A 19,429-nucleotide genomic window follows, 5' to 3' on the forward strand; every position below is an offset into this window, starting at 1 on the left:
CGGGGGCGACGACGTCGAAGTGCAGTCCGAAGGGCACGGGGTCAGAAGATACGCCCGATGAGCACCGATGGCGCCGCCACGGCCGGGATATGGTCCGGCGCGTCGCCTTCGCGGAGATAGTCTGGTGGCGACATGAGTATGCGGCGGCCGCCCGGCTTGGGCAGTGTGACGAGGCCCTGGCCATCCGCGGGATGGCGGGTGACGCAGGCGGTGATCGCCGCCGTGGCGCTCTACGCCGGGTGGTTGTTGTTCCGGCACATCCCCTACCGCATCGACATCGAGGTCTACCGGATGGGCGGTCAGGCGTGGTTGGCTGGGCGGCCGCTGTATGCCGGTGACGCCACCTTCCACACCCTGATCGGGCTGGATCTGCCGTTCACCTACCCCCCGCTGGCGGCAATCGTGTTCAGTCCGTTCGCCGCGATGTCGTTCCCGGTGGCCAGCGTGACGATCACGGTCATCACGCTGGTGCTGGTGCTGGTGTCCACCTGGATCGTGCTGACCCGGCTGGCGGTGTGGCCGGACTCGGCGATCACCCGCGAGCCGGCCTGGCTGCGTCGCGCCTGGCTGGCGGCCGGCATCGTGGCGCTGGCGGTGATCTACCTGGAGCCGATCGACGCCAACTTCGATTTCGGCCAGATCAACGTGGTGCTGATGACGCTGGTGATCGCGGACTGCCTACCGCGCCGCACCCCGTGGCCGCGCGGAATGCTGCTGGGCGTGGCGATCGCCCTGAAACTGACGCCCGCGGTGTTCCTGCTGTACTTCGTGCTGCGCCGCGACGGCCGCGCCGCGCTGACCGCCGTGGGCACCTTCGTCGCGGCCAGCCTGCTGGGCTGCGCGCTGGCCTGGCGAGATTCGCTGGAGTACTGGACCACCACGGTGCGCCACACGGATCGCATCGGCAGCGCGGCGCTGAACACCAACCAGAACATCGCCGGCGCGCTGGCCCGGCTCGGTCTGGACAAGAGCACCCATTTCGTCCTGTGGACGCTGGCCTGCTTCGCGGTGTTGGCGGTGACGATCTGGGCGGTGCGGCGGCTGCTGAGCGCCGCACCCGACGGCGGCGAGGCGCCCACGCTGGCGCTGATGTGTGTGGCGCTGTTCGGGCTGATGGTCTCGCCGGTGTCATGGTCGCACCACTGGGTGTGGGCGCTGCCGACGGTCATCACCGGCGTGGTGATCGCCTACCGCCACCGCAACGTGGCGCTGGGCTCGGTTACCGCGATCGGGGTGGTGCTGATGATGTGGATCCCGCTGGAGCTGCTGCCCAAACACCACGAGAGCACGGCCTCGTGGTGGCGCCAGCTGCTCGGGATGTCCTACGTGTGGTGGGCGCTGGCGGTGATCGTGGTTGCTGGGCTGACCGCGGCGAGGACCCGGGCTATCCCGCGGCGGACTGCGGGATCCGCGCCGGTGGCTGATCTGGTGCACCCGGCTTAGGGTCGTTCTTCAGCGTCGCCGCGTAGATGTCGACGTACTCCTGGCCGGACAGCTTCATCAGCTCGTACATGACCTCGTCGATGACAGCCCGCTCGATGAACCGGTTGCCGGCCAGCCCGTCGAAGCGGGAGAAGTCCATCGGCTTGCCGAACCGCACGGTCACCCGGCCGAAGCGCCACATCTTGGATCCCGGCGGGTTGACGACGTCGGTTCCGATCATCGCGACCGGAATCACCGGGACCTGGGTTTCCAGGGCGAGCCGGGCCAGCCCGGTCTTGCCCTTGTAGAGCCGGCCGTCCGGCGAACGGGTGCCCTCGGGATACATCCCGAGCAGCTTGCCCTGCTCGAGCAGCCGCTGCGCGGTGTCCAGCGCGGCCTGCGCACTGTCGGCGTCGGTGCGGTCGATCGGCACCTGTCCGGTCGAGGAGTAGAACCACCGGTTGAACCAGCCCTTGAGGCCGGTGCCGGTGAAGTACTCCGACTTCGCCAGGAAGGTGATCCGACGCCTGACCACCAGCGGGAGGTAGAAGCTGTCGGCGACGGCCAGGTGGTTACTGGCCAGAATCACCGGCCCGGAGCGCGGAATGTATTCCAGGCCTTCAACTTTCGGACGACCGAGCAAACGGAGCAACGGACCCATGATGACGTACTTGAACAACCAGAACCACATGGAGCCTCCCGCTCGGGCCGCGCGCTTTGGGCTAACTCTACCCAGGCCCGCGCAGGCCGACCACAGGTCGCTTCACTCCTCGACGGTGACCGTGATGTGCTGGTAACGACCCGGCGACGGTCCCGGCGTATCGGGAGCCGGCTCGTCGGGGGGTGTTGTACCGCCGGGGCCGGGGCCCTCGGGCGGGCCCTGCTCGGCGACCATGGCGCGGATCATCGTCACCAGCGCGACGCTGTGCTCGGCGACGACGGTCAGCAGCGGGTGTTGTTCCCCGTTGACCAACGCGGCCAGCGCACAGATCGGGCACCACACCTGTTGGCACTTACCCTGCGGACTGCCCGCGGCGAAGGCGGCGCCGGCCCGCACGGCCGGATCCAGCCGGTCGAGGATCGCCTGGGCCAGCGCGCGCAGCTCAGGCCCCAGGTCGGGATGCGAGCCGTTCACGCGGGCCACACCTCCGGGTTGGGTCGAAAGCGCACGGTCAGCTCGGTCCCCCGCAACGCCGCATCGACCACGATGCAGCGCCGCAGCACCGACGCCAATCGCACCCGGCGCCGCATCCCCGCCGCGCCGATGATCAGGTCGTCGTCGACCCGGCCCAGCGTCAGCGTGGCCGGATCGATTTGCGGCAACTCTAGCCGCATGCGGTAGATCGCATCGATTCCCGAGCCCGATTCGCGGTCCACCACCGGCTTCAGCGGCCCCGGCGGCGGCGAGCCGTCCCGCCGGCGCGCGCTGTCGAGCAGCTGACCCAGCGCCTTGGCCCCGATCGGTTCACCGGGCAGGTGCGGGGCCAGCACCAGCTCGACATCACCGATCGCGCCGGTGAGCTCGTCGAGCACCGACTGCTGCTCGACGATCCGCTCGGAATACCAGTCGAACGCCGGATGGTCGGGCAGGTTGCGGTACTCGTACGAATCGTCCTGAACCAGAATCTGATTGACCAGAAGTTCGGCTACGCGCACACCCATCAGCGCCAGCGAACCCAGGGTGCGTACGGCTTCGGCGGCGACCACCCGTTCGGCGGTGAGCACCAGATGGGCGCTGACCCGCTGACCGTCGGTGAGCAGCGCGGACAACCCTTCGACCGCGGCCGCGACGCCCTCGATGACCGCGACGGTGGCCGCGCTGTGCGCGCTGTCGACGGCGGCACTGAGCCGGCGATGCCGGGGCCAGGCCCGCTCGAGATACATGGCGAACGTCGCGGGCAGTGTCAGCATCCGCATGGCGTCGGCGGTGGAGGCGCAGTCCACCACCAGGTAGTCCCACCGGCCGGAATCGGCCAGCGCGGCCACCTCGGCAAGCCCGAGCACCTCCTGAATTCCAGGAAGTGCTGAAAGTTCCTCCGGAGCAACATCTTTGAGATCCGAGTCGGGGAACCTGGCGGCCAGCACCGGGGCGATCGCCCGCCACTTTCCCTCCAGCAGCGCCAACGTGTCCAGCGCGAGCGCGTCGAGGTGGCCGCCGCCTGCGGTGTCGGTGCCCTCCTCGGTGAGAATCCGCACCGGCTCACGGGCACCGGTCGGCGGCACCGGGACGCCGAGGACGTCGCCGAGAGAATGCGCCTGGTCGGTGGACACCGCCAGCACGCGGTCACCGGCCAGTGCCGCGCGCACCGCCGTCGCCGAGGCCAGCGTCGACTTGCCCACACCGCCCTTGCCGACGAAGAAGCTGATCCGGGCCCGGTCGGTCAGGCCCGCATCGGCGGGGGCGTCACCGGGCGTCACTCAGCCCTCGACCCATTTCTTCAGGTCCTTGAGCGCGGTGTCGGTCAGCCGCCGCTCGGCTTTGCGCTTGAGCAGGCCGATCATCGGGATCATCAGATCCACCGAGAGCTCGTAGGTGACATCGGTTCCAGAGCCCTTGGGCGCCAAGGTGTATGCGCCATCGAGTGCCCTCAGCAGCGAGCTCGAGACCAGCGACCAGCGCACCGACTTGTGGTCGGCCGGCCAGTCGTAGGACAGCACCATGGTGTCGGAGAGCACCGCGGCATCCAGCACGAGCCGAGCGGTCAGTGGGTAACCCTGGTCGTCCGACTCGAGAACCTCGGTCTCCTTGTATTCCGAGACCCACTGCGGATACGACCCGATGTCGGCGATGACGTCCATCACGGTGCGGGGATCCGCGTCGATGTAGATGGTCTGCGCCGTCTTGTCAGCCACTGTTGCCAATTCCCGTCGCTTCTGCGCTGCGCGACCCGACGAGGTCACGCTCCCTCGGCCACAAACGGTACCCTCTGGGCCCTGGGCGTGACCCGATATCAGTGCTGGGGTGCGACGCCCACCGGGCGCGAGGCCTCCAGCTGAGATTTCACCTCGAACGCCATCCGCTTGCCGGCCACTCGGCGCGCATGGGTCAGCTTGGGCAGGTTCATCTTGGCCAGCTGCCAGGCCGCGACGCCGGTCGGCTCGGCGTGCAGAAAGTAGTGCAGCAGCACGCCGTCGAGGACGGGCTCCAGCCAGATCTCCATGGTGCCGGTCAGCGGGCCCGTCACCGTCCACCGGATGCCCTTGTCGGCGCGATCCTCGACGACCTCGAGCCGCAGATCCGGCCACCATCGCCGCCAGCCGGCCCGGTCCGCGACCGCCCGCCCGACCGCCGCCGGATCGGCCGCCACGAACGTCTCGTCGGCAACCTGGATGCTGTTCATCCCCCCAGCTTCACATATGGCCACCGCCGGACGACCGCCACCTGCGGTGTTGACTAGGCTGGACCCCATGCGTGAATACAGCGTTCCGGCGTCGTTCACCATCGGTGAACACGACAACGTGGTCAGCTCCGTGTACTCCCACGAGCGCACGGATCCGGACTACGTGATCGCCCAGCGGCTTGTCGACGGCGCCTGGACCGACGTCACCTGCGCCGAGGTGGCCGCTCAGATCCGCTCGGCGGCGCTGGGATTGATCGCCTTGGGCGTGGCGCCCGGTGACCGGGTGGCGATCCTGTCGGCCACCCGTTACGAGTGGATCATCCTCGACTACGCGATCCTGTCGGCCGGCGCGGTCACCGTGCCGATCTACGAGACGTCCTCGGCCGAGCAGGTCCGATGGGTGCTGGAGGATTCCGCCGCCGTGGTGGTGTTCACCGAGACCGAGGCGCACGCCCAGATGGTCGCCGAACTGCACGACGAGCTACCGGCCCTGCGGACCGCGCTGCGCATCGAGTCCGCGGGCAGCACCGCCCTCGACGAGTTGGCGCAGCACAGCGCCGGTGTCGAGCCCGCCGAACTGGAGCGCAGGCTGGCCGAGCTGCGGTCGGCCGACCCGGCGACCCTGATCTACACCTCGGGCACCACCGGGCGCCCGAAGGGTGTTCAACTCACCCATTCCAACCTGCTGTCGGAAACCCGCGGTGCGGCAACATGTTTCCCGACCCTGCTGCGCCAGCACGAACGCCTGCTGGTGTTCTTGCCGTTGGCTCACGTGCTGGCGCGCGCCCTGTCGATGACCGCATTCGCGAACAAGGTGACCCTGGGCTACACCAGCGACATCAAGAACCTGGTGCCCATGCTGCAGGTGTTCAAACCGACGATCGTGGTGTCGGTGCCCAGGGTCTTCGAAAAGGTGTACAACACAGCGGAGTTGAACGCCCGCGACAGCGGCAAGGGCCGGATCTTCGAGCTCGCGGCCAAGACCGCGATCGCCTACAGCGAGGCGCTGGCGAACGGGTCGCCGAACCTGCTGCTCAAGGCGGCCCACGCGGTGTTCGACCGGCTGGTGTACGGCAAGCTGCGCGCCGCACTGGGCGGCGACTGCCATGCCGCGATCTCCGGCGGCGCGCCGCTGGGCAAGCGGCTCGGCCACTTCTACCGCGGTGTCGGACTGTCGATCTACGAGGGTTACGGGCTGACCGAGACCAGCGCGGCGATCACCGTGAACCGGATCGGCGAACTCAAGGTCGGCACCGTGGGCAAGCTGGTGCCGGGCAACGCAATGAAGATCGCCGAGGACGGCGAGTTGCTGGTCAAAGGCGGCGTGGTGTTCAGCGGCTATTGGCGCAACGAGAAGGCGACCAGCGAGGCGATCGTCGACGGCTGGTTCCACACCGGCGACCTGGCCAGCGTCGATGCCGACGGATTCCTGTCGATCACCGGCCGCAAGAAGGAAATCATCGTGACCGCCGGCGGCAAGAACGTGGCGCCCGCGGTGCTCGAGGACGCCCTGCGGGCCCATCCGCTGATCAGCCAGGCCATGGCGGTGGGCGACAACCAGCCGTTCATCGGCGCGCTGATCGCGATCGATCCCGAGGCGTTCGACGTCTGGAAGACCCATCACGGCAAGCGTGCCGACGCGTCGGTGGCCGAGCTGCGGGAGGATCCCGATCTGGTCGCAGAGATCGAGCTGGCCGTCAAGGACGCCAATCAGCATGTGTCGCACGCGGAATCGATCCGTAAATTCCGGATCCTGCCGTGTGATTTCACCGTGCTCACCGGCGAGCTGACCCCGACGTTGAAGGTCAAACGCAATGTCGTCGCGCAGAAGTTCGCCGAGGAGATCGAGGCGATCTTCACCAAGTAGCGTGGCTCAGAGCAGCCCGGCGACGAACCCCGCCGCCTGATCCGGGTACGGCGGCAGCTCGTAGGCGCTGTGTGCGCCGCGGTCGCGTCCGGCCGAGCAGATCGGGTCACCGCCGCTGCACACGTCGACGGCGCGGCCGGCGAACTGGCCGGCGCTCGACAGCGGGGTGCCGAACCGGGCGCCGGGGTTGCCGAACACCGCGACCGCCGCCACCCGCCCGGCGCTGGCCGGCGGCAGCGGCGGCGCCGAGCCGATGGTGCCGATCCGCTGTCCCACCGGCGGCACGCCGGCCAGCATGGACACCGCCGCCGCACCCTGGGAGAACCCGCCGAGCACCAGCGCGGTCTGGGGGCACCGCGCACCCATGTCCGCGATGCGGGCCGCGGCGTCGTCGGCGCCGGACGCCGCCGCCAGGAAGTTCAGGCTGGCCGGGTAATTGACCCCGTAGGTGTCCATGGTCCGCCCACCCAGCCGTGGTGCCAGCGCGTCGGCGAACGCCTGCCCTACCCGCCCGACGCCCGGTGGCTCACCGGTGCCGCGCGCGAAGATCACCTCCACGTCGGGGCAGTCGTCGGCCGCCGCGGGACCAGCCGGGCCGACCGGGCCGAGCAGGGCCGCCACGGTGGCCAGGACGCCGCCGACCCCGATGACTCGGATCGTCGTCATCGGCACATCGTCACACGGTGCGATCGGCCACACTGAGAAGTTCGGAAAGCCGTGCGATGTGGCCGGCCCAGGTCCAGTCCGACTCGACCCAGTCCCGGCCGGCCGCCCCCATCCGCGCGGCCAGCTCCGGGTCGGCGAGGATGCCGGCCACCGCGTCGGTGATCTGGTCGGTGGAGCGCCCGTCGACCACCCGGCCGGTCTGTCCCTCCCGCACCGTCTCGGGCGCGCCGCCCGACCGGCCGGCGACCACCGGCACGCCGGTGGCCGATGCCTCCAGGAAAACGATCCCCAGGCCCTCGACGTCCAGGCCGGATCCCCGTGTGCGGCAAGGCATGGCGAAGACATCGGCCATTGCATAGTGGGCGGCCAGTTCGGCCTCGGGCACCGGCCCGGTGAACACGACGTGATCGCTCACTGCGACCCGCTCGGCCAGCGTGTGCAGATCGTCGGCGTAGGGGCCGCCGCCGACGATCACCAGCGCGGCATCGCCGACCCGTCTGCGGATGCCGGGCAGCGCCTTGATCAACATGTCCTGCCCCTTGCGCGGCACCAGCCGCGACAGGCACACCACCGTGGGTCGCCGGCCCACGCCGTAGCGCTCGCGCAGGGCAGTCCTGGCCGCTGGATCGGGCCGGAACCGATCGGTGTCGATACCGGGCGGCAGGTGTTCCAGGGCGGCGTTCGGACCGAACGCCGAGGCGATCCGCCCGCGGGTGTAATGGCTGATGAACGTCACGACATCGGTGTGCTCGCCGATGCGCCGCAGCGCCGAGCGGGCGATCGGCAGCATCGACCAGCCCACCTCGTGGCCGTGCGTACTGGCCACCACCCGCCGGGCGCCGGCGCCTCGCGCCCGACCTGCCAGCAGGGCCAGCGGCGCGGCCGCACCGAACCACACCGTCTCGATGCCGTGCTCGCCGATCAGGGCTCGCATCCGGCGGTCCACCCCCGGCTCGGGCACCATCAGCGTCCCGGGGTGGCGCACGATGCGGTAGCCGGCCTGCCGGTCGTAGTCGTCGGCGCCCTTCCACTGCGGGGCGTACACCGTCAGCTCGTGGTCGCCGGTGGCCGCCAACCGGCTGACGAATTGTTCGAGGTAGGTCTGAATTCCGCCACGGCGGGGCGGAAAGTCATTGGTGACCAGCAGGACCCGCGTCATCGCCCCTCACGCTAGCGGGTCAGCCACTGCGCCCAGCGCGCACGTAGCCCCTCGATGTCGGTTCCCAGGGCGCGCCGCGCCGCGGTCGCCAGGTCAGGGTGGCCGGGGCCGCAGGCCTCGACGTAGAGCCGGCGCAGCGCGTCGGCGCCGTAGGTATCGGCGACGAACCGGGCGAACCACCAGGCGCGGTCGTAACCGCGCTCGCGCTGTGGCCCGGCGACGTCCAGGTCGGCGTCGGTCGGCAACGCGGTGTTCGATCCCGCATCCGGCGGCAGCGGCTGCGCCGGCCGGGCCACGAAGTCGGCCACCCCCTCGACCAGCCAGCGCGGGGCGTCCAGCGCGGTATCCGCCCGGGCAGCCAGGTGAAACAGCTCGTGAGTCAACACGATTCGCAGCGCCGTCTCGCTCATCGCGGCGGCGCCGGGGGCGAACACCATGCGCTGGCCGGTGGCGTGATGGCGCGCGAAGTCGACGTGGTCGGCGACGGAGACCGCCGCGATGTCGCTCCAGTCGCCGCCGGGTGCCAGGCCGGCCTGGGCGACGAACTGGGCCTGCGAATCCGTGGCGATGACCACGATCTCGTGGTCCCAGTCGGTGCCCCAGAATGTCTCGACCGCACCGACGGCGGCGCCGATATCGTCGGCGATCCGGGTGAGCAGCCCGTCGGTGTGGGCGCCACCCAGGCTGATCAGGCGTACGGTGCGGCCGTCACCGACGACGAGCGGGGCCGGTGCGGGTACCGCGCGCGGGGATGGCGCGGCCGGTGGCGCGGACGCCGGAGCGGCGATCAGGACCGCCGCGGCGACCAGCTGGGCGACCAGGACGACGGCCAGGACGCCAGTAAGCCGGCGCCGATCAGTAACGACGGACGTTGTAGATCGGGGCGTTGTTGACCGGGGCGATGCGCACCGGCTGACCGAATGTCGAGGCGTGGACCATCATCCCGTCGCCGATGTAGATCGCCGAATGCGAAGCGTCGGAGTAGTAGTTCACCACGTCACCGGGCTGCATCTGGTCCATCGGGACCGGCTGCCCACCGGCGGCCAGCGCCTGGCTGGAGTGCGGCAGGAAGATGCCGGCCTGCTGGAAGGCCCACATCACCAGCCCGGAGCAGTCGAACTGGTTGGGACCCGAGCCGCCCCATACGTAGGGATCGCCGATTCGCGTCAGGGCGGCCTGGACGGCGACCGCGGCTTGCTCGCCGCCGCCTGGAGCGGGGCTGGGCACGGCGGCCATCGGGACGATCTGCGCGGCATCCGGCGGCGGCGGGGCATCGGCCGGCGGCGGCGCGTCGGGTGGCGGGGCGTCCAGCGGCGGCAGCGCCGCGGGCGCCGGGGCGGCCAGGATCTCCGCGGGCGGAACCGGGCCGGGGGCGGCCAGCGCCACCCGCTGATCCGGCGTCAAGGTCTGGTAGCGCGACTTGACGGCCGCGATCTGCACCTGCAGCTGGGATTGCTTGCGCTGCAAGTCGGCGCGGACGGCCGCGGCCTGCTCCGCGGCTGTCTTGGCGTCGGCCGCGGACTTGGCCGACGCGGCCTCGGCCTGGCGGAGTTCGTCGTTGACGCGCCGATAACTCTGCATCTGGGCGGACATCTCGGTGGCCATCACCCGCTGCACGGTCATCTTGTCGATCAGGCCCTGCGGGGACGCCGCGGTCAGGATCGCGCTGAAGCCGTCGGTGCTGCCGCCCATGTACACTGCCGCAGCAAATTTGTCGACCGCACCCTGATAGCCGGTCAGCTGGGCTTTGGCGGCATCGGCGGCGGCCAGGTCGTCGGTGTGCTTCTTCTCCGCCACGGCTTCGGCCTGCAGCTTCTTGTCAAGATCAAGCTGAGCGGAATGCATCGACTCGGTCAGCTGTTCTGCCTGTCGTGACAGCTCGTTCAGCTTGGCCAGACCGTCTTCGGCCGGATCGGCGTGCACCGAGCCGGCGATGACGCAGGAGAGGACCGTGAGCCCCGCCAGCCCACCCACTAGAGGGCGTTTGAACACGCGTTTAGTGAGGTAACTGCGGTCAAAGCTCAAGATTGTGCATCCTTTAAGTGCCGTCGATGTTGTTGCATCGAGTGCCTTAGGTCTCGAATAGGTTACGAAATGGCATCGGCGTTGTCCAACGGGAGAGGCAGTTCTCACGAGACTCTCAGCCACATGAGCAACACCAGTCACACCCTGCCAACCAACCTATCAGGCCACTAGCTCGCCAGCCCGGAACCCCCGTGCCGATGGATCGGCACCAGTCGCAACCGGGGCGCCAGACCGGCCTCAGCCAGCACCTCCAGCGCCGCCCGTTCATCTTCCAGCAAACTCTCAGGTACGCCGAGCAGCACGCTCACCACGCAGTCGCGACAGCCCGGTCCGCGTACCGCACAGTCGTCGCAGTCGATGACCACCGGTTCGGTCGGGTCCATTCCCATCTCGGGTCCCATCTCGGGTGTCCTCTCATCGTCGTTGGCCGCACGCTAACGGCGACCCCCGACAAGTCCGGGCGATCCGGCGCGGCACCGGCGTCCTGTCGGTGGGGCTGCCTACCGTCAACGGTTGTGGCGGGCACACCAACGGATGCGCAGCTGAGCTTCGCCGACATCGACCCCGCCGCCGACGTGTCGTTGCGCGAGACCACTTTCGTGGTGGTCGACCTGGAGACCACCGGCGGGCGCGCGACCGCCTCGGCCGACGGGTCGCGTGATGCGATCACCGAGATCGGCGCGGTCAAGGTCCGCGGCGGTGAGGTGCTCGGCGAGTTCGCCACCCTGGTCGATCCGCAGCGCAGCATCCCGCCGCAGATCGTCCAGTTGACCGGCATCACCACGGCGATGGTGCACGATGCGCCCACCATTGCCGCGGTACTGCCGATGTTCCTGGAGTTCGCCCGCGGCGCCGTGCTCGTGGCCCACAACGCCGGCTTCGACATCGGCTTCCTGCGCTCGGCCGCCGAGCAGTGCGGCATCACCTGGCCCCGCCCGCCGGTACTGTGCACCGTCAAGCTGGCCCGCCGGGTGCTCAGCCGCGAGGAGGCGCCCAGCGTGCGACTGGCCACGCTGGCCCGGCTGGTCGGCTCCGCCACCCAGCCGACCCACCGCGCCCTCGACGATGCCCGCGCCACAGTCGACGTGTTGCACGCCCTCATCGAACGGGTCGGCAATCAGGGTGTGCACACCTACACCGACCTGCGCGGGTTCATGCCGAACATCTCCAACGCCCAGCGCGGCAAGCGGGTGCTGGCCCGCGATCTGCCGCGCCGGCCCGGGGTGTACCTGTTCCGCGGGCCGACCGGCGAGGTGCTCTACGTCGGTACCGCCACCGACCTGCGCCGCCGCGTCGGCCAGTACTTCACCGGCGCCGATCCGCGTGGGCGGATGAAGGAGATGGTCGGGCTGGCCACGGCGGTCGATCACGTCGAATGCGCCCACCCGCTGGAGGCCGGCGTGCGCGAGTTGCGGCTGCTCGCCGCGCACGCCCCGCCGTACAACCGGCGCTCCCGGTTCCCCCACCGATGGTGGTGGGTGGTGCTCACCGACGAGGCGTTCCCGCGGCTCTCGGTGGTCCGGGAGCCGCGACACGACCGCGCGATCGGGCCGTTCCGGTCGCGGGCCGACGCCGCCGACACCGCCGACCTGATCGCCCGGTTCACCGGGATACGCACCTGCACCAGCCGCATCGGACGGTCCGCCCAACACGGACCCGCCTGCCCGCAGCGGGAGGTCTCCCCCTGTCCCGCCCCGCGCGGCAGCACCGCCGCCGAATACGCGTCGGCCCCCCTGCTGGCCGCCGCCCTGATCGACGGACTGGACAACGGGGCCCTGGCCGCGGCGGTCGATCAGGTCGGCGAGTTGGCCCGAAGGTCCCGCTACGAAAGTGCGGCGCGGCTGCGCGATCACGTCGCCGCCGCAGTCGACGTGCTGTGGCGCGGTCAGCGCCTGCGAGCGCTGGCCGGTGTCGACGAACTCGTCGCCGCCGCACCGGACGGGGCCGGGGGCTGGCAGCTCGCGGTCGTGCGCAGCGGGCAGCTGGCCGCCGCCGGGGTGGCTCCGCGGCGCGTCCCGCCGATGCCGGTGGTCGAAGCCCTGCAGGCCGGCGCGCAGATCATCCTGCCCAGAGCCGCCCCGCTGGGCGGGGCGCTGGTCGAAGAGACATCGCTCATCGCCCGCTGGCTCGGCAGTCCTGGCGTTCGAATCGTCAGCGCCACAACGGGTTTGGCCTCACCGCTGGCCTCGGCGGGACCGTGGGCACAGTGGGCGGCCACCGCACGCTCCGCACGGCTGGCCGCCGAGCAGTCCGAGCGACTGGACTCAGAGCTCAGAAGTGAACCGCACCCAACGCGCCAGGAGTTGCTCGGCCGCGCCGGAGTCGATCGCCTCGGCGGCGCGGGCCAGCCCGTCCTCCCAGGACGGCAACCATTCGGCGTGGCTGGATAGCCCGCTGTGGGCGACCATCGCGCCCGCCGCGTTGAGGATCACCGCATCGCGCACCGGCCCGGTCGCCCCGGCGAGCACCTCGCGCGCCTGCGCGGCGTTGTGTTCGGCCTCCCCGCCGACCAGCTCGTCGATATGGGCCCGCGGGAAGCCGAAGCCCAGCGGGTCGAACGTCAGTTTGTCGATGGTGCCGGCCTGCACCCGCCAGATGGTGCTGGTGGTCGTGGTGGTCAGCTCGTCGAGGCCGTCGTCGCCGTGCACCACCAGCACGCTGCAGCGCCGTGCCGCGAACACCCCGGCCATCACCTCGGCCAGGTCGCCGAACGCGCACCCGATCAGTCCCGCCCGCGGGCTGGCCGGATTGGTCAGCGGCCCAAGCAGATTGAAGACGGTCGGCACGCCGATCTCGCGGCGCGGCGGCCCGGCGAACTTGTAGGACGGGTGGAACACCGGCGCGAAGCAGAACCCGATGCCCACCTCGGCCACGCTGCGGGCCACCTCGTCGGGACCCAGGTCGATGCGCACGCCGAGCGCCTCGAGCATGTCGGCTCCGCCGCTCTTGGACGATGCGGCACGGTTGCCGTGCTTGACCACCGGGACCCCGGCGGCCGCGACCACGATCGCCGCCATCGTCGAGAGGTTCACCGTGTTCGCCCGGTCGCCGCCGGTGCCGACGATGTCGACGGTGTCGGTGCCGATCACATCGGTGGGCACCATCCGGGCGTACTGCAGCATCGTGTCGGCCAACTCGCGCACCTCGGCCGGCGTCGGCCGCTTCATCTTCATCGACACGCCGAAGGCGGCGATCTGGGCCGGCGTCGCGACCCCGGTCATGATCTGGTCCATCGCCCAGCTCGCCTGGCCCGGCTCGAGTTCCAGGCTGGCCGTCAACCGGTCCAGGACCTGCGGCCATGACGAATTCGGCGACCCGGCGCCGGGCTGGGAAACGGGGTGAGTCACGCGCCGATATTCCCATGCCGCCGGGGAACTACACAGCCCGGTTCACCGACAGTTATGACTAATTCGGCCCCTGGCTGTACCTCAACAACTACAAAGCGTCATACTTCTTGATGTGACGAGCGCTGTTGGCACTTCGGGAACTGCGATCACATCGCGCGTACATTCGCTGAACCGGCCGAACATGGTCAGTGTTGGCACCATCGTGTGGCTTTCCAGTGAACTGATGTTCTTTGCTGGACTGTTCGCGATGTACTTCACTGCCCGTGCTCAGTCCGGTGGGGCATGGCCGCCGCCACCGACGGAACTGAACCTGTATCAGGCCGTACCGGTGACTCTGGTGTTGATCGCGTCATCGTTCACCTGTCAGATGGGTGTGTTCGCGGCCGAGCGAGGTGACGTCTACGGGCTGCGCCGCTGGTACGTGATCACCCTGGCGATGGGCGCCTTCTTCGTGGCCGGCCAGGCCTACGAGTACTACCACCTGGTCACCCACGGCACGACCATCCCGGGCAGCGCCTACGGCAGCGTGTTCTATCTCGCGACCGGCTTCCACGGCCTGCACGTGATCGGCGGGCTGGTCGCGTTCGTCCTGCTGCTGTTGCGCACCGCGATGAGCAAGTTCACGCCGGCCCAGGCGACCGCCGCCATCGTCGTGTCCTACTACTGGCACTTCGTCGACATCGTGTGGATCGCGCTGTTCGCGACGATCTACTTCATCCGATGAGAAGGGGTTCGATGCTCAAGAGATCGGCGCGGGTGAAGGCACCGGCGATGAGCGACAAGTCGCGGCGCCGGCTTCGTCGTCGCCTGACCGGTGCGGTGCTGCTGCTGGTCGGCCTCGGTGTCGCCGGCGGTATGGCCGCCACGCTGACGCCCACACCGCAGGTCGCGGTGGCCGACGAATCGCAGTCGGCACTGCTGCGCACCGGCAAGCAGTTGTTCGACACCTCGTGCATCTCCTGCCACGGCACCAACCTCCAGGGCGTGCAGGGTCGCGGCCCCAGCCTGATCGGTGTCGGCGAGGCTGCGGTGTACTTCCAGGTGTCCACCGGCCGCATGCCGGCGATGCGCGGCGAAGCCCAGGCCCCGCGCAAGGCGCCGATCTTCGACGAGGCCCAGATCGACGCGCTCGGCGCGTACGTCCAGGCCAACGGCGGCGGCCCCCTGGTCCCCCGCGATGCCAACGGTCAGATCGCCGATCACTCGCTGCTCGGCAATGACGTCGCCCGCGGTGGCGACCTCTTCCGGCTGAACTGCGCCTCGTGCCACAACTTCACCGGCAAGGGCGGCGCGCTGTCATCGGGCAAGTACGCCCCCGAGCTCGAGCCGGCCACCCCCGCGCAGATCTACACCGCGATGCTGACCGGCCCGCAGAACATGCCCAAGTTCGGCGACCGCCAGCTCTCCCCCGAGGAGAAGAAGGACATCGTCGCCTATGTGCGGATGGCGACCCGCGCACCGGACCCCGGCGGCTACGGCCTCGGCGGCTTCGGACCGTCGTCCGAGGGTATGGCGATCTGGATCATCGGCATGGTCGCCGTCATCGCGGCGGCGCTCTGGATCGGAGCGAGATCATCATGAGTGACGTGAATCAGCCCACCGACGAGCAGCTCGCGGAGATGTCCCGCGAGGAACTGGTCGCGCTCGGCGGCCGCATGGACGGCGTCGAGACCATCCTCAAGGAGCCGCGCTGGCCCGTCGAGGGCACCCGTGCCGAGAAGCGCGCCGAGCGTTCGGTGGCGATCTGGCTGCTGTTGGGCGGCCTGTTCGGCCTGCTGCTGCTCCTGGTGTTCCTGTTCTGGCCGTGGCAGTGGGACGGCTCGGAAGGCCGCTCGTGGTCCGAGCTGGCCACCCCGCTGTACGGGCTGACCTTCGGCCTGTCGATCCTGTCGATCGGCATCGGCGCGGTGCTCTTCCAGAAGAAGTTCATCCCCGAGGAGATCTCGGTCCAGGAGCGCCATGACGGTGCCTCCCCGGAGATCCAGCGCAAGACCGTGGTGGCCAACCTGACCGACGCGCTCGAGGGCTCGACGATCAAGCGGCGCAAGCTGGTCGGGCTGTCGCTGGGCATCGGGCTCGGCGCGTTCGGCGCCGGCACCCTGGTGGCGTTCATCGGCGGTCTGATCAAGAACCCGTGGAAGCCCGTCGTGCCCACCGCCGAAGGCAAGAAGGCCGTGCTGTGGACCTCGGGCTGGACCCCGCGGTTCGCCGGCGAGACCATCTACCTCGCGCGCGCCACCGGCCTGCCCGGTCAGTCCCCGTTCGTCAAGCTGCGGCCGGAGGACATCGACGCCGGCGGCATGGAGACGGTGTTCCCGTGGCGTGAGTCCGACGGCGACGGAACCACCGTGGAAAGCCACGAGCGGTTGGCCGAAATCGCCATGGGCGTGCGCAATCCGGTGATGCTGATCCGCATCAAGCCGGTCGACATGCCCCGCGTGGTCAAGCGCGCCGGCCAGGAGAGCTTCAACTTCGGTGATCTGTTCGCCTACACCAAGGTGTGCTCGCACCTGGGCTGCCCGGCCTCGCTCTACGAGCAGCAGACCTACCGGATCCTGTGCCCGTGCCACCAATCGCAGTTCGACGCACTGCATTTCGCACGCCCCATCTTCGGTCCGGCTGCGCGCGCACTGGCGCAGTTGCCCATCACCATTGACTCCGACGGGTATCTGGTCGCCAACGGCGACTTCGCCGAGCCCGTGGGACCGGCATTCTGGGAGCGCACATCATGAGTCCGAAACTCGCTGATGCCCTGGCCAAGCAGGGCGACGACATCGACTCTCGCTACCACCCGTCGGCCGCGGTTCGGCGCCAGCTGAACAAGGTGTTCCCCACGCACTGGTCGTTCCTGCTGGGCGAGATCGCGCTGTACAGCTTCATCGTCCTGTTGCTCACCGGTGTGTACCTGACCCTGTTCTTCGACCCGTCGATGGCCGAAGTGACGTATCAGGGTGTCTACCAACCGCTTCGCGGCATCGAGATGTCCAAGGCCTACGCCACGACCCTCGACATCAGCTTCGAGGTACGCGGCGGGCTGTTCGTCCGGCAGGTCCACCACTGGGCGGCGCTGCTGTTCGCCGCGTCGATCATGGTGCACCTGGCCCGCATCTTCTTCACCGGCGCGTTCCGCAGGCCCCGTGAGGCCAACTGGGTCATCGGCTCCCTGCTGCTGATCCTGGCCATGTTCGAGGGCTACTTCGGCTACTCGCTGCCCGACGATCTGCTGTCCGGCATCGGCCTGCGGGCGGCGCTGTCGTCGATCACGATGAGCGTGCCGATCGTCGGCACCTGGCTGCACTGGGCGCTGTTCGGCGGCGACTTCCCGTGCGGCGGTGTCGGATACCAGTGCGACGCGGTCGGCGTGCTGCTGCCCCGGATGTACGCCCTGCACATCCTGCTGATCCCGGGAATCATCCTGGCGCTCATCGGTATGCACCTGGCGCTGGTGTGGTTCCAGAAGCACACCCAGTTCCCCGGCCCCGGCCGCACCGAGAAGAACGTCGTCGGTGTGCGGGTCATGCCGGTGTTCGCGGTGAAGTCGGGCGCGTTCTTCGCGATGACCGTCGGCATCCTGGGCCTGATGGGTGGTCTGCTGCAGATCAACCCGATCTGGCAGCTCGGCCCCTACAAGCCGTCGCAGGTGTCGGCGGGCAGCCAGCCCGACTTCTACATGATGTGGACCGAGGGTCTGGCCCGTATCTTCCCGCCGTGGGAGCTCTACTTCTGGCATCACACCGTGCCGGCCGCCTTCTGGGTCGCGCTGGTCATGGGCCTGGTGTTCTTCCTGCTGATCGCCTACCCGTTCCTGGAGAAGAAGTTCACCGGGGACACCGCGCACCACAACCTGCTGCAGCGCCCGCGTGACGCTCCGACGCGCACCGCGATCGGCGCCATGGCGATCTCGCTGTACATGGTGTGGACGCTGTGCGCCATGAACGACATCATCGCGCTGAAGTTCCACATCTCGCTGAACGCGACGACGTGGATCGGCCGCATCGCATCGCTGGTGCTGCCGCCGCTGGTGTTCTTCATCGCCTACCGGTGGGCGGTCGGGCTGCAGCGCAGCGACCGCGACGTGCTGGAGCACGGCATCGAGACCGGCATCATCAAGCGGCTGCCGCACGGTGCCTACGTCGAGCTGCACCAGCCGCTGGGCCCGGTCGACGAGCACGGCCACCCGATCCCGCTGGAGTACGCCGGCGCGGCGCTGCCGAAACGGATGAACAAGCTGGGCTCCGGCGGCCGAACCGGCCACGGCAGCTTCCTCACCGCCGATCCGGCGTCCGAGGATGCCGCGCTCAACGAGGCCGCGCACGCCTCCGAGCAGCGTGCGATCACCGCCCTGCGCGAATGGCAGGACGGCGAGTCGAACGGCAACGGAAACGGCAACGGCCACCACCACTAGAAGTCCCAACACGACGAAACCCCCGGGCGCAGGAGCCCGGGGGTTTCGTCGTTGTCGGGGAGGCAGACGCGTCGAGTCTGTGCTGAGCGCGCCGAGTCTGCGCTGACGGCATCGAGTCTGCCCATCCGGCGCGATTCAGCCAGGATTCACGCGCTCGCCGCAGTCTCGCCGCGACCTGAGGACCCGAACGAGCAGCCCGCAGCTAGGCGGGCACACTCTCCTCGACCGCGCCGTGCAGCTGGCGTAGATAGGTCACCGGGATCGCCGGCATCGCGACCGTGATGAGCGCGGCCAGGCCGAGCGCCACCCAGGCCGCGGTCTCGCTGTTCACCGCCAGCAGGTAGGTGGCAGTGGACACGCCGACCAGGGCCAGTCCGATCGCACCGGCCAGCATCACCGTGCAGCGCAGCCACAACCGGTCCAGCTCGGTGGCCGGGATCAGCGGGTCGGCCCGCCGCGAGGCCGAGGACTGGGCGAAATCGGGCTGATACCGCTCGTAGGGGTCAACGGTCGAGCCGAACACCTTGAGCTTCTCGGTGGGCGCCTCAGTGCCGCGTACCGGGGTCGCGGGCGCCGGCGCGGGCGCCTTGGCCGGCTCCGGCGGCGTCAGCCGAACGTCGGCCAGCGCAGTGCGCCGCGCCCGGATCAACAGCGGGATCGCGCCGACGATGATGAGCGCCGACACGATGATGATGCTGTACAGCAGCCACGGCGTGCGCGAGCCGTCGCTGCTGGCCGGGTGTCCGCGGCTCATGTCGACCAGCGCCACGATCGCAATGACCGTCACGGCCAGCAGCACCAGCCAGATCGCGCCGCACACGCCGACCAGCAGGCGGTCCACCGTCTCCGGGGACCGGCGCTCGTCCGCTGCCGTCTGGGGTTCCGATTCGCGCGCCATCAACAGCTCGTCTGCGCGGCGTTGTTCTGGTTGGACGACAACACCACTCCGTCGCTCGTCGTGATCGAACAATTCAGTCTGCTGACCAAAAACAGGCTCGATGCCTGCACCGAGCCCACATCGGACTGCGAGATCGGGGTGACCGTCAGCGACCACGGGATGTAGACGTTGCGCTGGGTCCGCTGCCGTCCCGAGGCGTCGACGTAGGTGACCGAGATGATGTCACCGGGCGCCTTGGTCCCGGTGACCGAATAGGTCACCTGACGCGGGCCTGCGGGCGTCGTGGTCGTAGTGGTCGG

19 protein-coding genes and 1 pseudogene are annotated in these 19,429 nt (G+C 69.4%); 7 read left to right on the forward strand and 13 right to left on the reverse strand.

The features are described 5' to 3' along the window. Positions 1–132 precede the first annotated feature (132 nt). Positions 133–1,443, forward strand: a complete 1,311-nt coding sequence (locus MSZK_RS12040) for a glycosyltransferase 87 family protein (RefSeq protein ID WP_099248042.1) — start codon at positions 133–135, stop codon at positions 1,441–1,443. Here the strand turns inward: MSZK_RS12040 and MSZK_RS12045 are convergent. From MSZK_RS12045 to MSZK_RS12065, 5 genes are all read right to left on the reverse strand, one after another. Continuing rightward, positions 1,385–2,113 (reverse strand): 1-acyl-sn-glycerol-3-phosphate acyltransferase, encoded by a 729-nt coding sequence (locus tag MSZK_RS12045; protein ID WP_099248044.1) that lies wholly within the window; start codon positions 2,111–2,113, stop codon positions 1,385–1,387. The two genes, MSZK_RS12040 and MSZK_RS12045, sit on opposite strands and share 59 nt — an antisense overlap. A gap of 72 nt (positions 2,114–2,185) precedes the next feature. Next, positions 2,186–2,557 carry a hypothetical protein gene (locus MSZK_RS12050; RefSeq protein WP_099248180.1) on the reverse strand — a complete coding sequence of 124 codons (372 nt, stop codon included), beginning with the start codon at positions 2,555–2,557 and terminating at the stop codon, positions 2,186–2,188. Further along, positions 2,554–3,840, reverse strand: a complete 1,287-nt coding sequence (locus tag MSZK_RS12055) for an ArsA family ATPase (RefSeq protein WP_199203300.1) — start codon at positions 3,838–3,840, stop codon at positions 2,554–2,556. Before MSZK_RS12055 ends, MSZK_RS12050 begins: the two co-directional genes overlap by 4 nt. Further along, on the reverse strand, positions 3,841–4,275 hold the full coding sequence (locus MSZK_RS12060; protein ID WP_099248046.1) for an SRPBCC family protein: 435 nt from the start codon (positions 4,273–4,275) through the stop codon (positions 3,841–3,843). Between the two features lie 98 nt (positions 4,276–4,373). Then, a complete protein-coding gene (locus MSZK_RS12065) occupies positions 4,374–4,763 on the reverse strand; it encodes a polyketide cyclase / dehydrase and lipid transport (RefSeq protein WP_099248048.1) in 390 nt (129 codons plus the stop codon). 67 nt (positions 4,764–4,830) lie between these two features. Between MSZK_RS12065 and MSZK_RS12070 the strand changes: the two genes are divergently transcribed. Further along, positions 4,831–6,630, forward strand: coding sequence for a long-chain fatty acid--CoA ligase (locus tag MSZK_RS12070; RefSeq protein WP_099248050.1), 1,800 nt, complete (start codon positions 4,831–4,833; stop codon positions 6,628–6,630). Positions 6,631–6,636: 6 nt separating this feature from the next. On the opposite strand, the gene MSZK_RS12075 is transcribed toward MSZK_RS12070, so the two are convergent. From MSZK_RS12075 to MSZK_RS12095, 5 genes are all read right to left on the reverse strand, one after another. Further along, complete coding sequence (locus MSZK_RS12075; protein ID WP_099248182.1) at positions 6,637–7,296, reverse strand: cutinase family protein; 660 nt, start codon at positions 7,294–7,296, stop codon at positions 6,637–6,639. Positions 7,297–7,306: 10 nt separating this feature from the next. Continuing rightward, on the reverse strand, positions 7,307–8,455 hold the full coding sequence (locus MSZK_RS12080) for a glycosyltransferase family 4 protein (protein ID WP_099248052.1): 1,149 nt from the start codon (positions 8,453–8,455) through the stop codon (positions 7,307–7,309). 11 nt (positions 8,456–8,466) lie between these two features. Further along, entirely contained in the window at positions 8,467–9,276 is an 810-nt protein-coding gene (locus MSZK_RS12085) for a hypothetical protein (protein ID WP_158230572.1), read from the reverse strand. Between the two features lie 34 nt (positions 9,277–9,310). Further along, positions 9,311–10,480, reverse strand: coding sequence for a peptidoglycan hydrolase RipC (gene ripC, locus MSZK_RS12090; RefSeq protein WP_099248056.1), 1,170 nt, complete (start codon positions 10,478–10,480; stop codon positions 9,311–9,313). Between the two features lie 167 nt (positions 10,481–10,647). Continuing rightward, the gene (locus MSZK_RS12095) at positions 10,648–10,881 is read right to left on the reverse strand and encodes a hypothetical protein (protein ID WP_233211251.1); all 234 of its coding nucleotides are present in this window, start codon (positions 10,879–10,881) and stop codon (positions 10,648–10,650) included. 114 nt (positions 10,882–10,995) lie between these two features. On the opposite strand from MSZK_RS12095, the pseudogene MSZK_RS12100 reads away from it, so the two are divergent. Next, positions 10,996–12,807 (forward strand): annotated as a pseudogene (locus MSZK_RS12100) (DEDD exonuclease domain-containing protein); the annotation flags it as partial. On the opposite strand, the gene trpD reads toward MSZK_RS12100, so the two are convergent. Then, positions 12,745–13,827 carry an anthranilate phosphoribosyltransferase gene (gene trpD / locus MSZK_RS32925; protein WP_099248060.1) on the reverse strand — a complete coding sequence of 361 codons (1,083 nt, stop codon included), beginning with the start codon at positions 13,825–13,827 and terminating at the stop codon, positions 12,745–12,747. The pseudogene MSZK_RS12100 and the gene trpD overlap by 63 nt on opposite strands. 112 nt (positions 13,828–13,939) lie before the next feature. Between trpD and MSZK_RS12110 the strand changes: the two genes are divergently transcribed. Genes MSZK_RS12110 through MSZK_RS12125 form a run of 4 tightly spaced genes read left to right on the forward strand, consistent with a single transcriptional unit; the run spans position 13,940 to position 18,232 of the window. Next, positions 13,940–14,551, forward strand: a complete 612-nt coding sequence (locus tag MSZK_RS12110; RefSeq protein WP_099248062.1) for a heme-copper oxidase subunit III — start codon at positions 13,940–13,942, stop codon at positions 14,549–14,551. 11 nt (positions 14,552–14,562) lie between these two features. Further along, positions 14,563–15,408, forward strand: coding sequence for a c-type cytochrome (locus MSZK_RS12115; RefSeq protein WP_199203306.1), 846 nt, complete (start codon positions 14,563–14,565; stop codon positions 15,406–15,408). Next, positions 15,405–16,559, forward strand: a complete 1,155-nt coding sequence (locus tag MSZK_RS12120; RefSeq protein WP_099248064.1) for a ubiquinol-cytochrome c reductase iron-sulfur subunit — start codon at positions 15,405–15,407, stop codon at positions 16,557–16,559. Before MSZK_RS12115 ends, MSZK_RS12120 begins: the two co-directional genes overlap by 4 nt. Then, entirely contained in the window at positions 16,556–18,232 is a 1,677-nt protein-coding gene (locus tag MSZK_RS12125; protein WP_099248066.1) for a cytochrome bc complex cytochrome b subunit, read from the forward strand. The genes MSZK_RS12120 and MSZK_RS12125 overlap by 4 nt, the downstream gene beginning before the upstream one ends. A gap of 202 nt (positions 18,233–18,434) precedes the next feature. Here the strand turns inward: MSZK_RS12125 and MSZK_RS12130 are convergent, their stop codons facing one another. Together MSZK_RS12130 and MSZK_RS32625 are read right to left on the reverse strand one after the other, a co-directional pair. Then, positions 18,435–19,130, reverse strand: a complete 696-nt coding sequence (locus tag MSZK_RS12130) for a DUF2561 family protein (RefSeq protein WP_099248068.1) — start codon at positions 19,128–19,130, stop codon at positions 18,435–18,437. Beyond that, on the reverse strand, positions 19,130–19,429 hold a 300-nt coding region (locus tag MSZK_RS32625; protein WP_233211252.1), incomplete at its 5' end, for an MmpS family transport accessory protein. The genes MSZK_RS32625 and MSZK_RS12130, both read right to left, overlap by 1 nt.

This window comes from Mycobacterium sp. shizuoka-1, assembly GCF_002723835.1.
GTDB lineage: Bacteria > Actinomycetota > Actinomycetes > Mycobacteriales > Mycobacteriaceae > Mycobacterium.

Coding starts and splice junctions, on each gene's coding strand:
- MSZK_RS12040 (WP_099248042.1), top strand. CDS start 133: ATGAGTATGCGGCGGCCGCCCGGCTTGGGCAGTGTGACGAGGCCCTGG.
- MSZK_RS12045 (WP_099248044.1), bottom strand. CDS start 2,113: ATGTGGTTCTGGTTGTTCAAGTACGTCATCATGGGTCCGTTGCTCCGT.
- MSZK_RS12065 (WP_099248048.1), bottom strand. CDS start 4,763: ATGAACAGCATCCAGGTTGCCGACGAGACGTTCGTGGCGGCCGATCCG.
- MSZK_RS12070 (WP_099248050.1), top strand. CDS start 4,831: ATGCGTGAATACAGCGTTCCGGCGTCGTTCACCATCGGTGAACACGAC.
- MSZK_RS12075 (WP_099248182.1), bottom strand. CDS start 7,296: ATGACGACGATCCGAGTCATCGGGGTCGGCGGCGTCCTGGCCACCGTG.
- MSZK_RS12080 (WP_099248052.1), bottom strand. CDS start 8,455: ATGACGCGGGTCCTGCTGGTCACCAATGACTTTCCGCCCCGCCGTGGC.
- MSZK_RS12095 (WP_233211251.1), bottom strand. CDS start 10,881: ATGGGACCCGAGATGGGAATGGACCCGACCGAACCGGTGGTCATCGAC.
- MSZK_RS12115 (WP_199203306.1), top strand. CDS start 14,563: ATGCTCAAGAGATCGGCGCGGGTGAAGGCACCGGCGATGAGCGACAAG.
- MSZK_RS12120 (WP_099248064.1), top strand. CDS start 15,405: ATGAGTGACGTGAATCAGCCCACCGACGAGCAGCTCGCGGAGATGTCC.
- MSZK_RS12125 (WP_099248066.1), top strand. CDS start 16,556: ATGAGTCCGAAACTCGCTGATGCCCTGGCCAAGCAGGGCGACGACATC.
- MSZK_RS12130 (WP_099248068.1), bottom strand. CDS start 19,130: ATGGCGCGCGAATCGGAACCCCAGACGGCAGCGGACGAGCGCCGGTCC.